This is a genomic window from Methylobacterium aquaticum (genome assembly GCF_001043915.1).
In the GTDB taxonomy this organism is placed as follows: Bacteria; Pseudomonadota; Alphaproteobacteria; order Rhizobiales; family Beijerinckiaceae; genus Methylobacterium; species Methylobacterium aquaticum.
In genome coordinates this window covers 1-14,363 of sequence record NZ_LABX01000129.1, presented here as the reverse complement: position 1 = coordinate 14,363, position 14,363 = coordinate 1, and the positions used below count along the sequence as shown (strand labels likewise).

The 14,363-nt window shown below is 70.9% G+C and carries 12 protein-coding genes and 1 pseudogene; 5 read left to right on the top strand and 8 right to left on the bottom strand.

The genetic code is table 11. The annotated features are described in order from the left end of the window. Positions 1–5: 5 nt before the first annotated feature. Genes VP06_RS16765 through VP06_RS16755 form a run of 3 tightly spaced genes read right to left on the bottom strand, consistent with a single transcriptional unit; the run spans position 6 to position 2,184 of the window. Complete coding sequence (locus VP06_RS16765) at positions 6–407, bottom strand: GFA family protein (RefSeq protein ID WP_245291209.1); 402 nt, start codon at positions 405–407, stop codon at positions 6–8. Then, on the bottom strand, positions 404–1,777 hold the full coding sequence (locus VP06_RS16760; RefSeq protein WP_048464926.1) for an MATE family efflux transporter: 1,374 nt from the start codon (positions 1,775–1,777) through the stop codon (positions 404–406). Before VP06_RS16760 ends, VP06_RS16765 begins: the two co-directional genes overlap by 4 nt. Before the next feature lie 14 nt (positions 1,778–1,791). Next, positions 1,792–2,184 (bottom strand): DUF6460 domain-containing protein, encoded by a 393-nt coding sequence (locus VP06_RS16755; RefSeq protein WP_048464925.1) that lies wholly within the window; start codon positions 2,182–2,184, stop codon positions 1,792–1,794. A 290-nt stretch (positions 2,185–2,474) separates the two neighbouring features. On the opposite strand from VP06_RS16755, the gene VP06_RS16750 reads away from it, so the two are divergent. Further along, positions 2,475–3,425, top strand: a complete 951-nt coding sequence (locus VP06_RS16750; protein WP_048464924.1) for an alpha/beta hydrolase — start codon at positions 2,475–2,477, stop codon at positions 3,423–3,425. Between the two features lie 4 nt (positions 3,426–3,429). Then, the gene (locus VP06_RS16745) at positions 3,430–4,338 is read left to right on the top strand and encodes a DMT family transporter (RefSeq protein ID WP_048464923.1); all 909 of its coding nucleotides are present in this window, start codon (positions 3,430–3,432) and stop codon (positions 4,336–4,338) included. Positions 4,339–4,342: 4 nt separating this feature from the next. Here the strand turns inward: VP06_RS16745 and VP06_RS16740 are convergent, their stop codons facing one another. From VP06_RS16740 to VP06_RS16725, 4 genes are all read right to left on the bottom strand, one after another. Next, positions 4,343–5,371: a CorA family divalent cation transporter gene (locus VP06_RS16740; protein WP_048464922.1), complete on the bottom strand. Its 1,029-nt coding sequence runs from the start codon at positions 5,369–5,371 to the stop codon at positions 4,343–4,345. A 23-nt stretch (positions 5,372–5,394) separates the two neighbouring features. Continuing rightward, the gene (locus VP06_RS16735) at positions 5,395–7,032 is read right to left on the bottom strand and encodes an inorganic phosphate transporter (RefSeq protein ID WP_048464921.1); all 1,638 of its coding nucleotides are present in this window, start codon (positions 7,030–7,032) and stop codon (positions 5,395–5,397) included. Positions 7,033–7,154: 122 nt separating this feature from the next. Further along, positions 7,155–7,934: an acetoacetate decarboxylase gene (locus VP06_RS16730; RefSeq protein WP_048464920.1), complete on the bottom strand. Its 780-nt coding sequence runs from the start codon at positions 7,932–7,934 to the stop codon at positions 7,155–7,157. Between the two features lie 50 nt (positions 7,935–7,984). Continuing rightward, complete coding sequence (locus tag VP06_RS16725) at positions 7,985–8,770, bottom strand: 3-hydroxybutyrate dehydrogenase (RefSeq protein ID WP_048464919.1); 786 nt, start codon at positions 8,768–8,770, stop codon at positions 7,985–7,987. Between the two features lie 218 nt (positions 8,771–8,988). On the opposite strand from VP06_RS16725, the gene VP06_RS16720 reads away from it, so the two are divergent. Beyond that, positions 8,989–10,146 (top strand): patatin-like phospholipase family protein, encoded by a 1,158-nt coding sequence (locus tag VP06_RS16720; RefSeq protein WP_048464918.1) that lies wholly within the window; start codon positions 8,989–8,991, stop codon positions 10,144–10,146. Positions 10,147–10,201: 55 nt separating this feature from the next. Here the strand turns inward: VP06_RS16720 and VP06_RS16715 are convergent, their stop codons facing one another. Next, complete coding sequence (locus VP06_RS16715) at positions 10,202–12,070, bottom strand: M3 family oligoendopeptidase (RefSeq protein ID WP_048464917.1); 1,869 nt, start codon at positions 12,068–12,070, stop codon at positions 10,202–10,204. 272 nt (positions 12,071–12,342) lie between these two features. Here VP06_RS16715 and VP06_RS16710 point away from each other — a divergent pair, with 272 nt between their 5' ends. Next, positions 12,343–13,830 (top strand): sigma-54-dependent transcriptional regulator, encoded by a 1,488-nt coding sequence (locus VP06_RS16710; protein WP_048464916.1) that lies wholly within the window; start codon positions 12,343–12,345, stop codon positions 13,828–13,830. Between the two features lie 280 nt (positions 13,831–14,110). After that, positions 14,111–14,363, top strand: a pseudogene (locus VP06_RS16705) (hypothetical protein); the annotation flags it as partial.

Sequence of the window (14,363 nt, the reverse complement as noted above, 5' to 3'; positions counted from 1 at the left end):
GCGGATCAGGCCCCGCGGGCCTGCGGATGGCAGGGCAGCCCGGACGGCAGGACGACCCAGGACAGGCGGCGGGAGACCCAGACGTGGTCTTGCGGCGGAAAGCGCTCGGGATCGTCGAGGCTCGCCAGGCTCAGGTCGATCTCGTCCGGCAGGTCGTCGGCGCGGTAGGTGAGCGGCGTGCCGCAGCACGGGCAGAAGCCGCGCTCGGCTCGGTGGCTGGAGCGGAACCAGGACGGCGCCGCGGTGAAGCGGCAGGCATCCCGCCGCACGGTGAGCCACCCGACCATCGGCGCCCCGGTGGCGCCGCGGCAATCGGCACAATGGCAGACGGTGACGTTCCACGGCTCCCCGTCCGCCGTGTAGCGCACGGCGCCGCAGCGGCATCCGCCCAGGATCATCGTGCTCATCGCGTCGCCTCCGTCAGGACACCGACCCGCGGCGGCGGGAAGGCGGCGGCCGCGAGCCGCCGATAGAGCAGCGCCTGGCCGAGGCCGCGGGCGGCCAGGAAGGTCAGCATGGCGAGCCACAGGCCGGTATTGCCGAGATCCCGCGTCGCCGCCAGCATCGCGGCATCGACGGCAAGGGCTGCCAGCATCAGGTTGCGCATCGCCCGGGTCCAGGTCGCCCCGATATAGATTCCGTCGAAGGCGAAGGCTGCCGCCGCCGCGAGCGGCGTCAGGGCGGCATAGACGAGGTAATCGCGCGCGAAGGCCCGGATCTCCGGCGCGGTGGTGATCGCGTCGATGAACGGGCCGCCAATGGCGAGGAACAGCCCCGACACCGCCAGCGCGAAGCCGAGGCACCAGCCGAGGGAGAGCCGGACGGCACCCCGGAAGGCGCCCTCGTCGCGGGCGCCAAGCGCCTGGCCGCACAGGACCTCCGCGGCGGTGGCGAAGCCATCGAGGAAGAAGCTGCCGATCAGGAAGAGGTTTTGCAGCACCGCATTGGCCGCGAGCGTCACGTCGCCGGCCCGCGCGCCGAGCCCGGTGAACAGCGCGAGCGCAGTGATGAGGGCCAGCGTGCGGACCATCACGTCGCCGTTCACCGCCAGCATCCGGGTGAGGCCGGCGCGCTCGACGATCTCGGCCAGGGGCACGCGCCAGGGCCGGCAGCCGAGGCGGTGCAGCACCAGGAGCCCGAGGGCCGTGCCGGCGACCTCCGCCAGCAGGGTGGCGAGCGCCGCCCCGGCGACGCCGGCTCCGAGGCCGAGGACGAACAGCAGGGTGAGCCCGACATTGACGGCGTTGATCGCCACCTGAAGGCCGAGGCCGAGATCGGTGCGGCCGCGCCCGAGGGTCGAGCCGAGGATGGCGTAGTTCGCCAGGGTGAACGGCGCGCACCAGATCCGCACCGCGACGTAGCTGGCGAGCGCGGCATTCACCGCCGGGCTGGCGCCGAACAGCCGGAGGGCCACCGCCCCGAGCGGACCTTGCAGCACCACCATGACGAGGCCGACCGCCAGCGCCACCGCGAGCGCCCGGGCGAGCGTCCGGTCGATCTCAGGGCCGTCGCCGGCCCCCGCCGCCTGGGCGGTGAGGCCGGCCGTGGCCATGCGCAGGGCGCCGAAGGTCCAGAACAGGTAGTCGAAGACCACCGCCCCGAGGGCCAAAGCCCCGAGGAGTGCCGCATCGCCGAGCCGCCCCACCGCCGCTGTCCCGACGAGGCCGAGGAGCGGCGTCGTGACGTTGGCGAGCGTCATCGGCAGGGCGAGGGCGAGGATCCGGCGGTGCGTGACCTCCGGACTCGCGCCGGACCGGCCCGGGGCGGCGGGATGCATCGCTCCGGATCCGCTCAACGGCTGCGGGCGAAGACGCGCGAGAGGAGCCAGAGCGGCACCACCACCACGGCCCCGGCGACGAACCAGCGGCCGGCATCGTGGAAGGTCTCGAAGCCGAGCGCGACCAGCGAATGGATCGTCTCGTAAGCCTGGGCGAACAGGAGGCCGGGCGTGACCCCGATCATCGCCATGCCGGCGCCGACGAGGAGCGACAGGAACACCAGCCGCACCAGCACGGCCCCCGGCGAGCCGCCGAGGAAGCGATGCAGGGTCGACCGCCGGTCGGCCCGGTCACCCGGACCGTAGCCGCCGGGCGCCTGGCCGTAGGGCTCTTGCCCGAAATCGTTCCCCCCGCGGGGGCCCGGTCCCTGCCCGCCGAAGGGGCGTTGGAATCTCTGCTCGCTCATGCTGCCTCGCCACCCTGCCGGTCCGGAGATGCGGTCACCCGTTGCGGTGCGCAATCCGCACGGTCCGCGGTGCGGAACCGCAACGTTGCGGGATTGTCACATCCTGAACGAAACCCGGTGCGACCCGACGCATTGCACCGTTTGGCAATCCGGACCTGAGATGGCAACCTTCGTGGAATATCCCAAGATGCCCGGTGACTCATCCGGGCAGGACGTGGCCCGCCCGCAACCCCGAGACGCTCCGCCGCCCCGCGCCGGCGGCGCAGCGCCGCGAGATTGATACTCCGAGCATGATCGACCACGCGCTCTTCGACCCGGCGAAAGCCGACCCCGACGCCGAGCGGCTGAACCGGGAGATCATCGCCGCCCAGGCTCAGGCGCCTGACCCCTGGTCCATGCCGGTGGACGAGGTGCGCGAGCGCCGCCGGCGCGGCAGCCTCGCCTATCCGGCGATGCCGCCCAGCGCCCGGGCCGAGACGATCACGATCCCGGGACCCGGCGGGCCGCTCGCCCTGCGGGTGATCCGGCCGCAGCGGAAGCCCCGCGGCGCCTACCTGCACATCCATTCCGGCGGCTGGGTCTGGGGCGGAGCCGACGAGCAGGATCCCTGGCTCGAGCGCATCGCCGACCGCTGCGGCTTCGTCTGCGTCTCGGTCGCGTACCGGCTGGCGCCCGAGCATCCCTATCCGGCCCCGATCGACGATTGCGAGGCGGCGGCGCTCTGGCTCCACCACGAGGGCCGCAAGCTGTTCGGGGTCGAGGCGCTGACCATCGGCGGCGAATCGGTCGGCGCGCATCTGAGCGTGATGACGCTGCTGCGCCTGCGCGACCGCCACCGGCTGCCCAAGGCGTTCCGCGGCGCCAACCTGTTCTCCGGCCTCTACGACCTCGGCGTCACCGCGAGCGCCCGCAACTGGGGCGAGGAGCGCCTCGTCCTGAACTCGACCGACATCCGCCGCTTCGCCGACGGCTTCGTGCCCAAGGGCGTCCCCCGGCGCTCGCCCGACGTCTCGCCACTCTATGCCGACCTCGCCGGCCTGCCGCCGGCCCTGTTCTCGGTCGGCACCCGCGATCCCCTCCTCGACGACACGCTGTTCATGTCGATGCGCTGGGCCGCGGCCAACAATGGCGGCTACACCTCGGTCTATACCGGGGGCTGCCACGTCTTCATCCGCTACAACCTCGCCATGACCCAACGGGCCCTGGAGCTGATCGAGCGCTTCCTGATGGCGCTGGCATGAGGGTGTGGGCGTGAAGGGCGGCCGCTCGGCCGCGGCCGCCTATGCGCTCCTCGCCTTCGCGACGTTTCTCTGGGCCGGCAACGCGGTGGCGAGCAAGGTCGCGGTCGGCCTCGTCTCGCCGCAGGCGCTGGTCGCCCTGCGCTGGTCGATCGCGCTCACGGCGATCGCGCTGGTGGCCGGGCGCGAGATCTGGGCGCATCGGCGTGCCCTGCTGCGGCATTGGCCGATGATCCTGCTGATGGGCGGCGTCGGCTATACCGGCTTCAATGCGTTGACCTACGAGGCGGGCGCGCTGACCAGCGCCGTCAACCTGTCGCTGATCGAGGGCACGATCCCGGTCCTGGTGCTCCTCCTCAACTTCCTCGTCCGCGGCGTCGCAGTGCGGCCCGGCCAGATCCTCGGCTCCGCCATCACGCTGGCGGGCGTGGTGCTGGTGGCGAGCCACGGCGACCTCGCGCGTCTGCGCGCCCTCGACGTCAATGGCGGCGACCTCCTGGTCCTGCTCGCTTGCCTGTTCTACGCCGGCTACACCATCGCCCTCCCCTCGCGGCCGGCGGTGCCGGGGCTGGCCTTCTTCGCCGCGATGGCGGTGGCGGCCTGGGCCACATCGATGCCGCTGCTGATCGGCGAGTGGGCGGCGGGCCGCCTGCTCTGGCCCGGCGCCGCCGGCTGGGCGCTGATCGCCTTCACGGCGCTCGGGCCGTCGCTGGTGGCGCAGCTCGCCTATATGCGCGGGGTCGAGACGATCGGGCCGAACCGCGCCGGGCTGTTCAACAACCTCGTCCCGGTCTTCGGGGCGATGCTGGCGGTGGGGCTGGTGGGCGAGTCCTTCGGCCTCGTCGAGGCTGCGGCCCTCGCCCTGGTGCTCGGCGGGATCGCCGTGGCGGAGTTTTTCGGGCGCCGCACGGCCTGAGCGGTCAGCCCTTCTGACCGCCGATCCCGAGCCTGCGGATCAGCAGGAACGCCGCCGCGGCCGACGCCACGGCGATCAGGATCGCGACCGTCGACCCCTCCTCCCAATCGGCGAGCGGCAAGCCCTTGGTGTTCATGCCGAACAGCCCGGTGACCAGCGTCGGAGGCAGGAACAGGGCGGTCAGGACCGACAGGGTCTGGAGCTGCCGGTTTGACTGCCGGGCGAGCAGGGCCGACAATTCCTCCTGCAACAGCCGGCTGCGGTCGGCCAGAACCACCATGTCGCGGTCGATTGCATCGAGCCGCTGGGCGATGCGGGCGGCGGCCTCGAGCGTCGCCTCCGGCAGGGCGTCGCCCTCCTCCTCGAGGCGGTGGAACACCGCCCGCAACCCGTTGAGCTGGCGGTGCAGCCGCACGGCGTCGCGGCGGATCGGCCCGAGCTGCCGGGTCTCCTCGCGGATGCGCTCGTCGAGGATGTGGTCCTCGATCCCGTCGATCTGCTCCGACATCGCGCCGCCGCGGGCGGCAATCGCCGCAGCGATCTGGCCGATCAGCGTCTCCAGCAGCGCGACCGGGCCGGGCAGCGCCCGGCCTTCGGCGATGGCCTCGCGCAAGGCGTCGGGCCCGACGATCGGGTGCCGGCGCCCGCTGACCAGGAAGTTGGGCCCGAGGACGAAATGCAGCCGGCCGGCCGCATCGGCCAGCCGCTCCGGCCCGGGCGGCCCGTCGCCCTCACGGGCGAGGTCGGCGATCACGCCGCCGACCTGACCGTCCTCCACCGTGACCCGCTGGTGCGGATCGCTGGCGAAGGCCGCGCCAGCGAGGCCGGGCGGGCCGAACCGCCCTTCGGCGATCAGGCCCGGCACCCGGGCATCGTTGAGGTTGACGTGGAGCCAGACGAACCCCTCGCCGAAACGCCCCAGGGGCGGGATCTCCTCCCCGGGACCGACCATGCGCCCGCGCCCGTCAGCGTCGAACCGCATCGCCCAGAGCAGGCCCGGAAGGGCCGGCTCGTCGCTCAGAAGATGGCTCATCGCTCGGTCAACCCCCCGTCCCGTCAGAAGACGCGGGCGAACACGACGTAGAGCAGGCCCGAGAGCAGCATCGCCACCGGCAGGGTCAGGACCCAGGCCATGGCGAGGTTGCGCAGGGTGGCGAGTTGCAGGCCCGAGCGGTTGGCCGCCATCGTGCCGGCGACGCCCGAGGAGAGCACGTGCGTCGTCGACACCGGCAGGCCGAACATGTCGGCGGCGCCGATCGTGCCGGCGGCGACGAGCTCGGCCGAGGCGCCCTGGGCGTAGGTCAGGTGCGTCTTGCCGATCTTCTCGCCGACCGTGACCACGATCCGCTTCCAGCCCACCATCGTGCCGAGACCGAGGGCGATCGCCACCGCGACCTTGACCCAGGTCGGGATGAAGCGGGTCGCCTCGTCGAGGCTCTTCTTGTAGGCGTTGAGCGTGGTGATGTCGGTAGGCGACAGCTCGCTGCCCTTGTCCTTCACCAGGAAGCGCAAAGCCTCGGAGGCGAGGTACATGTCGTTGCGGGTGTTGCTGACCGCTTCCGCCGGGACGCGGGCGAGCGAGCCGTAGCGCTCGACCTGGTCGCTGATCTGCGTGATCAGGACGGCGAGGGACGGGTAGGTGCCGCCCTCGATCGTGTGGGCGGCGACGTAGGCGGTCACCGCCGGGCGCGGGTCGCCGATCACGCTGTAGCCCGCCGCCTTCTGGCTCACCACCGCCGAGGCCGCCTGCGAGGTCGTCCGGAAGGTCGCGACGGACGATTCCGGCAGGGCGCGGTTGAGGGCGTAGGCGGTCGGCACGGTGCCGATCAGGATCAGCATGATGAGGCCCATGCCCTTCTGGCCGTCATTGGAGCCGTGGGCGAAGGACACACCGGTGCAGGTGGCGATGAGGAGACCGCGGATCCACCACGGCGGCGGCTCGGCGCCCTTCGGCTCGGCGTAGAGGGCGGGGTTGCGCACCACGGCCTTCAGGACGAGGAGCAGCGCGCCCGCGACCATGAAGCCGAAGACCGGCGAGAGCAGCAGCGACCAGCCGATCTCCGTCGCCTTGGTCCAGTCGACCCCCGACGTGCCGGAGCGGCCGTGCAGCATCGCGTTGGCCACGCCGACGCCGATGATCGAGCCGATCAGGGTGTGGGACGACGAGGCCGGCAGGCCGAAATACCAGGTGCCGAGATTCCAGATGATCGCCGCGATCAGGAGGGCGAACACCATGGCGAAGCCGGCACCCGAGCCGACCTGGAGGATCAGCTCCACCGGCAGCAGGCTGACGATGCCGAAGGCGACCGCGCCCGACGACAGCAGCACGCCCAGGAAGTTGAAGAAGCCCGACCACACCACCGCGACGTTGGCGGGCAGCGAGTGGGTGTAGATCACGGTCGCCACCGCGTTGGCGGTGTCGTGGAAGCCGTTCACGAACTCGAAGCCGAGGGCGATCACCAGGGCGACGAACAGCAGGATGTAGGGCAGGTAGGTCGCCGGCCGCGCCCCGCTGGCATCGACGTCGATATAGATGCTGTAGGCGACATAGAGCAGGGCGGCGGTGATCGCCCCCAGGAAGGCGATGGCTGCGAAGATCGAGCGGTTGCCATCGAGGTTGGGCCGCCCGTGTTGCGTCGGGGCGGCGGGCTCGATCAGGCCCGGCAAGGCGTTCTCTGCGGGTGATCCAGACATCGGGACGGTCTTCTCTGCGGGGGGAACGGGATGGGGCGACCGCCTCCGCCGCGGCCCGGCTCGCCGCGGCTTTGGCCGGCGGCGCTCCCGGGGGCGGCGGAGACGAGGAGCGGAACCGACCGTCAGCGCGGCGCGTAGCCGGGACGCGGCTCCGCCCTGTCGTCAGCCGCCATGTAGTCAAAGGCGACGGTGCCGAGGCCGAGGGTCAGGTCGGCCGTGAAGTGGACGGCCGAGACGACCTCCCGCACTGGCAGCCGGCCGACATCGGCGAGGACGTGGGCGTGCAGGTCGAGGGCCGCCGGCCCGGTCCAGGCGCCCTTCAGGACGATGTCCTCGAGGTAGTAGCGCACCAGCTCGCAGATCCGCAGCGAGCCGTCGACATGGGGCACGATCTTGAGCACGAAGCTCGGCGTGCGCATCTCGGCGAGGATCGGCTCGGGCGGGATGATCCGGTGCTTGTAGCCCATCGTCGCGGTGGCGCAGAGCACCGAGCCGTAATGCAGCGTGCCGACGACGACCTCGCCCTCGTGGCTGATCCGCGGCGTGGCGAGCTTCTTGGGAAAGCCCCAGATCTCGCGGCCGCCCGCGATCGGCGCGTCGTCGTCCAGGTACATCGAGTGGACGTAGCCGCCCCGCTCGCCCCGGAAGCTGACCGGGATCACCTGTCCGGTCTCGGTGTAGTCGCCGAAGCCGGTCGAGTCCGGCATCCGGATGAACTCGTACTTCACCAGCGGCTCGGTCACCTCCAGGGGCTCCGGCACCACGGCGCGCAACGCCTCGATGTCGGTCCGGTAGGTGACGATAATGTATTCCCGGTTGTAGAATCGGTATGGCGGCGGCGGATAGGCCGGGTTGGTCAGCGGCATGGCGAAGGCGTTCGCCCGCACGTCCTCGATCTTCATGATGCAGCCTTCCTGGAAGAGGAAGCGACGGGGCTTTAGGCCCCGGCGCGTCAGTGAGCGGTCCAGCCGCCGTCAACCGGGATGTTGGCGCCGGTGATCTGGCTGGCGGCATCCGTGCACAGGAAGGCGGCGAGTGCCCCGACCTGCTCGACGGTGACGAATTCCTTGGTCGACTGGGCCTGGAGCAGGACGTCGTGGATCACCTGCTCGCGGGTGAGGCCGCGGGCCTTCATCGTGTCGGGGATCTGCGCCTCGACCAGCGGGGTCCAGACATAGCCGGGCGAGATGCAGTTGACGGTGATCTTATGGGTGGCGAGTTCGAGCGCCGCGGTCTTGGTCAGGCCGGCGATGCCGTGCTTGGCCGCCACATAGGCCGCCTTGAAGGGCGAGGCGACGAGGGAATGCGCCGAGGCGGTGTTGATGATCCGGCCCCAGCCCTTCTTCTTCATGCCGGGGATCGCCGCCCGCATGGTGTGGAAGGCCGAGGACAGGTTGATCGCGATGATCTGGTCCCACTTCTCGACCGGAAACTCCTCGATCGCCGAGACGTACTGGATGCCCGCATTGTTGACCAGGATGTCGACCGCGCCGAAGTCCGTCTCGGCCTGCGCCACCATGGCGGCGATCTCGTCGCCCTTGCTCATGTCGGCGCCGGAATAGACCGCGCGGACGCCGAACTCGGCCTCGATGCCGGCCCGCTCCTTTTCGATCGCGTCCGGCTGGCCAAAGCCGTTGAGGACCACGTCGGCGCCCTGCTGCGCCAGCGTCCGCGCGATGGCGAGGCCGATGCCGCTCGTCGACCCCGTGACGATGGCCACTCGTGAGGTGCGCGTCATGATCTCGGTTCCCGCGGCGTTGCGAAAAAAAACTTCGCTGTTGCGGGATGACGCTGATCGTTAACGCTTTTATGACCGCTGCGGGTCGGCCGGTGCTTTCCCCGGCGATCGCTGCCGCTCAGGAAAATCGGCCTCCGATCGTCATCGTGGGGTCACGGAGCGGCCGGCATTGATCACCCCTGGTCTCTCAGCGACCGACGACTTGACGGATCAGTTGGATGAACGTGCACACCGCCGATCTTCGCCCGGCCGTCGGCTGGCGGCCGGAGCGTTGCGACCGGATCGCCCTCGTGCTCCAGGGCGGCGGCGCCCTCGGCGCCTATCAGGCTGGCGTCTATCAGGCGCTGCACGAGGCCGGGATCGAGCCGGACTGGGTCTCAGGCGTGTCGATCGGTGCGGTCAACGCCGCGATCATCGCCGGCAACCCGCGCGAGCGGCGCCTGGAGCGCCTGCGGAGCTTCTGGGACCGCATCACCGACCGGCGCTTCTGGCCCTATACGCCCGACGGCGACGTGTTCCGGCGGATGCGCAACTCGGTCAGCGCCCTGGCGAGCCTCACGCTCGGCCAGCCCGGCTTCTTCCGGCCCCGCACCGTCAACCCCTGGTTCGCCCCGGCGGGAGCCAAGGACTCCACCAGCTACTACGAGACCGGCGCGCTCGAGGAGACGCTGCGCGACCTCGTCGATTTCGACCTGATCCGCGAGCGGCGGATGCGCGTCTCGGTCGGCGCGGTGAACGTGCTCACGGGCAACTTCGTCTATTTCGACAACGCCCATGACGAGATCCGGCCCGCCCACGTGATGGCGAGCGGCGCGCTGCCGCCGGCCCTGCCGATGGTCAAGATCGGCACCGACTATTTCTGGGACGGCGGCATCGTGTCGAACACGCCGCTGCAACATCTCCTCGACCAGGACGACCGTATCAACAGCCTGGTCTTCCAGGTCGACCTGTTCAGTGCCCGCGGCGCGATCCCGCGCACGATCCAGGACGTGATGTCCCGTCACAAGGACATCATGTATTCGTCGCGCACCCGCTACAACACCGACGTCTACCGCCGCATGCACGCCTGGAAGGTCCGGACCCACGCGGCCCTCGCGCAAGTGCCCGACGAGCGCCTGACCGCGGCCGACCGGGCCCTGCGCGACGACCTCGCCCACCTGCCCGAGATCGTGATCCTGCAACTGATCTACCAGCAGAAGTCCTATGAGGGGCACGCCAAGGACTACGAGTTCTCCGGCACCTCGATGCGGGAACACTGGAGCAGCGGCTACGAGGACACCCGCGGCACGCTCAAGCGCCGCGAATGGCTCGCCATGCCGGAGGCCGGGGCCGGCATCGTCGTGCACGACGTCCACCACGCCTCCGGCGGAGCGTGACGCCAGGCCCGGGACAACGGTGGCGCCGGGGGGCGAATCCCCCGGCACGGGTCTCTTACGCCTCCATCGCCTCCAGCTCCGCGATCATGCCCTCGATCATCGACAGGCCGATCTGCCAGAAGGCCGGGTCGCGGGCGTCCAGCCCGAACGGCGCCAGCAGCTCGCCATAGGGCCGGCTGCCGCCGGCCGCGAGCAGCGCGAAGTACCGCTCGACGAACGCCGCCTCTGCCGACGGATCGCCGCTCGCCCGCTGGTAGACACCGTAGAGCGAGTTCACCAGGCAGTCGCCGAAGGCATAGGCGTAGACGTAGAACGGCGAGTGGATGAAGTGCGGGATATAGGCCCAGTACGGCTCGTAGCCGTTGTCGAGGCGGATCGCCGGGCCTAGGCTCTCGGCCTGCACCGACATCCACAGCGCGTTGATCGTGTCGGCGGTCAGCTCGCCCTCGCGGCGGGCGAGATGGACCTTGCGCTCGAAGGCGTAGAACGCGATCTGGCGCACCACCGTGTTGATCATGTCCTCGACCTTGGCGGCGAGCATCGCCCGGCGCTGCACCGGCTCGGTGGTGGCCTCCAGCACGCGGCGGAAGGTCAGCATCTCGCCGAACACGCTGGCGGTCTCGGCGAGCGTCAGCGGCGTCGGGGCCATGAGCGCACCGTTATGGCCCGCCAGCACCTGGTGCACGCCGTGGCCGAGCTCGTGGGCGAGCGTCATCACGTCCCGCGGCTTGCCCTGGTAATTGACCAGCACGAAGGGATGGGCCGAGGGCACGGTCGGGTGCGCGAAGGCGCCCGGCGCCTTGCCGGGGCGCACCGGCGCGTCGATCCAGCCGCCGTCGAAGAAGCGTCGGGCGATCTCGGCCATCTTCGGCGAGAAGGCGCCATAGGCCGACAGGACGGTCTCGCGCGCCTCCGCCCAGGGGATCGTGCGCTGCTCGACCTTCGGCAGCGGCGCGTTGCGGTCCCAGTAGGCGAGGCTGTCGCGGTGAAACCACCGCGCCTTCAGCGTGTAGTAGCGGTGCGAGAGGCGGGGATAGGCCGCCTGCACGGCGGCGACCAGTGCGTCGACGGTGTCGCGCTCGACCCGGTTGGCGAGGTGGCGGGCATCCGCCACGTCGGTGAAGCCGCGCCAGCGGTCGGAGATCTCCTTGTCCTTGGCCAGCGTGTTGGTGATGAGCGTGAACACCCGCAGGTTTGCCCGGAACACGCTGCTGAGTGCGCCCGCCGCGTCCCGGCGCACGGTCTCGTCCGGGTCCTGGAGCTTGTTGAGGGTGGGCTCCAGCGTCAGTTCCTCGCCCCGCAAGGGGAAGCGCAAGGACGCGATGGTTTCGTCGAACAGCCGGTTCCAGGCGGCACGCCCGGTCACCGACTTCTCGAGGAAGAGCTTTTCCGCCTCGTCGCTGAGCTGGTGCGGCTTCTCGCGGCGGATGTCCTCGAGCCAGGGGCGATAGCGGGCGAGCGGCGGGTGGGCCGCCGCCGCATCGATCAGCTCATCCTCGACCCGGTTGAGTTCGAGGGTGAAGAACAGGAGGTCGCTCGACGCCGTGGTCAGGCGCTCCTGGGTGTCGCCGTAGAACTTGGCCCGGGCAGGATCGGTGGTGTCGCCCGAATAGACGAGGCCGGCATAGGACATCAGCCGGCCGAGCCGGTCCTCGATCGCCTCGTAGGCGGCGACGGCCGTGCCGAGCCGGTCGGACGCGCCCTCGGCGGCGGCGAGATCCCGAATGCGGCCGCGATAGCTCTCGGCGAAACCCCGGCACTCGGCCTCGGCCTGGGCGAGATCGTCGGCGAAGGCCGGATCGTCGAGGCCGGCATAGAGGTCCGACAGGTCCCATTCCGGCAGCGGACCGAGATCGACGGCGCGGGCGGTGGCCTGGGCGGTGCTCAGGGCGCTGTCCGACGGCGCGGCGGCACTCAGCGGCATGGACGATGTTCCTCTCGGGGCAAGCGATGCCGGGGACATATCGGTCCCGACCGGCCCGCGATCAACCGAGCCTGTCCCGATTGCCGCGCAAGCCCCCCCCACACGGTGACCGCTCGTTGGCGTTAAGAGCCACTTTACGGTTGTGCCGCAGCATACGGCTCGAAACGAAACAGCCGCGCGATTCGCGGATGGCCCCCTCGCGGGGTGGGCCGCCGGACGCGACAGGCACTCAGGGCGACGCTCCGCGGCGCCGATCCCTTCGAGGAGAGCAGATGACCACCACGGTCCTCATCGTCGACGACGATCCCGTGCAGCGCCGGCTGGCGGAGGCCATGGTGCGGCGCCTCGGGTTCGAGGCCGTGGTGGCGGAGAGCGGGGCGGCCGGCCTCGACGCCATCCGGGCCCCCGAGTCCGGCATCGACGTGGTGCTCCTCGACCTCGCGATGCCGGGCGGCCTCGACGGTCTCGGCGTGCTCGCCGAGTTGCGCAAGGCCGGCATCGACACGCCCGTGATCGTGCAGACGGCCAACGGCTCGATCGACGCCGTCGTCAACGCCATGCGGGCCGGCGCGGTCGACTTCGTGGTCAAGCCGGCGGGGCCCGAGCGGCTCCAGGTCTCGATCCGCAACGCGCTCCAGGTCGACCAGCTTCAGGACGAGATCCGGCGGATGCGCCGAAGGGCCTCGGGGGCCCTCACCTTCCGCGACCTCACCTCGAAGAGCCCCGACATGGCCCGGGTGATGCGGCTCGCCGAGCGGGCGGCGAAATCGACGATCCCCGTGCTGATCGAGGGTGAATCCGGCGTCGGCAAGGAGGTGCTGGCCCGCGCCATCCAGGGCTCGGGCGAGCGCCGCGGCAAGCCCTTCGTCACGGTCAATTGCGGGGCGATCCCGGACAACCTCGTCGAGTCGACCCTGTTCGGCCACGAGAAGGGGGCCTTCACGGGCGCGACCGAGCGCCATCTCGGCAAGTTCGTCGAGGCATCCGGCGGCACCCTGTTCCTCGACGAGATCGGCGAATTGCCCCTCGACGCGCAGGTGAAGCTGCTGCGGGCGCTCCAGGAGGGCGAGGTCGATCCGGTCGGCGGGCGCAAGAGCGTGCGGGTCGACATCCGGCTGATCTCGGCGACGAACCGCTCGCTCCTCGAGCTCGTCAAGCAGGGCCGGTTCCGCGAGGACCTGTATTACCGCCTCAACGTCTTTCCGATGACCCTGCCGCCGTTGCGGGCCCGGCGCGAGGACATTCCGGATCTCGCCCGCTCGTTCTGCGCCCGGTTTGCCGCCGAGGAGGGCAAGCGGGTGCGCGGCATCGCCTCGGAGGCGATGTCGCTCATCACCCGCTACGACTGGCCGGGCAACGTGCGGCAACTCGAGAACGCGCTGTTCCGCGCCGTGGTCCTGGCCGATGGCGACGAGCTGACGATCGCCGAATTTCCCCAGATCGCCGCCCAGGTCCAGGGCTTCGACGTGCGGATTCCCCCGGCCCCGGCGGCGCCCGAGCCCGGCACCGGCCCGGCCCCGGTGCGGGAGATCGTCCGGGTCGAGGTCCGCGATCCCCACGCGATCTCCCTCGTCGCCGAGGAGAGCGGCGAGATGAAGACCATGGAGGGGCTGGAGGGCGAGATCATCCGCTATGCCCTGCAATTCTACCGCGGGCGGATGTCGGAAGTCTCGCGCCGGCTCGGCATCGGCCGCTCGACCCTCTATCGCAAGCTGAAGGAACTCGGCCTCGACGAGGAGAAGGCCGAGGACGCGGCCTGATCTTCGCACCGGCGGCTCGCATCAGCGCGGGGCCCGGTCCGAAGAAAACCGCATTTCGCGGGTCTTGAGCGAGGCATCCTGGTAGGATTGCGGAGCACCCGGCTCCGCGCTTGCCTGATCCTCGTCGTCGCGACGCGACACCAGCGCCTCAGGACCGCTTGAGGTGGCATGCCGCCCGGGTGTGGCTGCCGTGCGATGGCACCGCCTGCGGCGACGTGTTTACGTGTCTGAATTGACCAGCGTGGCCGCTCTCGTCGGCCTCGGCTTCGAGGAGAGGACCATGGCTCCCAGGCGCAGGACCGGCCGGAATGCGGGCGCGGCGGCGACCCTTGCGGTGCTGCTGGCGGCGCAGTCCGGCCTGCCGGCGGCGCGGGCCGAGGGCGTCGCCGCGGTGCCGGGGGCCGGGCCGAGCGTGCCGGCCCCGCCTCCCGCCGTCACCGCGATCCCGGACGCCCCCAGGCCGGGCCCGGATCCCCGGAAGCCCGGGACGGAGGTCAAGGCCGCCGAGCTGCCGAAATCCGCCGCCGCGCAGC

What these genes read in the sequence shown, in the direction of transcription:
- VP06_RS16765 (WP_245291209.1), bottom strand. Translation starts at nt 407, where the DNA reads ATGAGCACGATGATCCTGGGCGGATGCCGCTGCGGCGCCGTGCGCTAC.
- VP06_RS16760 (WP_048464926.1), bottom strand. Translation starts at nt 1,777, where the DNA reads ATGCATCCCGCCGCCCCGGGCCGGTCCGGCGCGAGTCCGGAGGTCACG.
- VP06_RS16755 (WP_048464925.1), bottom strand. Translation starts at nt 2,184, where the DNA reads ATGAGCGAGCAGAGATTCCAACGCCCCTTCGGCGGGCAGGGACCGGGC.
- VP06_RS16750 (WP_048464924.1), top strand. Translation starts at nt 2,475, where the DNA reads ATGATCGACCACGCGCTCTTCGACCCGGCGAAAGCCGACCCCGACGCC.
- VP06_RS16740 (WP_048464922.1), bottom strand. Translation starts at nt 5,371, where the DNA reads ATGAGCCATCTTCTGAGCGACGAGCCGGCCCTTCCGGGCCTGCTCTGG.
- VP06_RS16735 (WP_048464921.1), bottom strand. Translation starts at nt 7,032, where the DNA reads ATGTCTGGATCACCCGCAGAGAACGCCTTGCCGGGCCTGATCGAGCCC.
- VP06_RS16730 (WP_048464920.1), bottom strand. Translation starts at nt 7,934, where the DNA reads ATGAAGATCGAGGACGTGCGGGCGAACGCCTTCGCCATGCCGCTGACC.
- VP06_RS16725 (WP_048464919.1), bottom strand. Translation starts at nt 8,770, where the DNA reads ATGACGCGCACCTCACGAGTGGCCATCGTCACGGGGTCGACGAGCGGC.
- VP06_RS16720 (WP_048464918.1), top strand. Translation starts at nt 8,989, where the DNA reads ATGAACGTGCACACCGCCGATCTTCGCCCGGCCGTCGGCTGGCGGCCG.
- VP06_RS16715 (WP_048464917.1), bottom strand. Translation starts at nt 12,070, where the DNA reads ATGCCGCTGAGTGCCGCCGCGCCGTCGGACAGCGCCCTGAGCACCGCC.
- VP06_RS16710 (WP_048464916.1), top strand. Translation starts at nt 12,343, where the DNA reads ATGACCACCACGGTCCTCATCGTCGACGACGATCCCGTGCAGCGCCGG.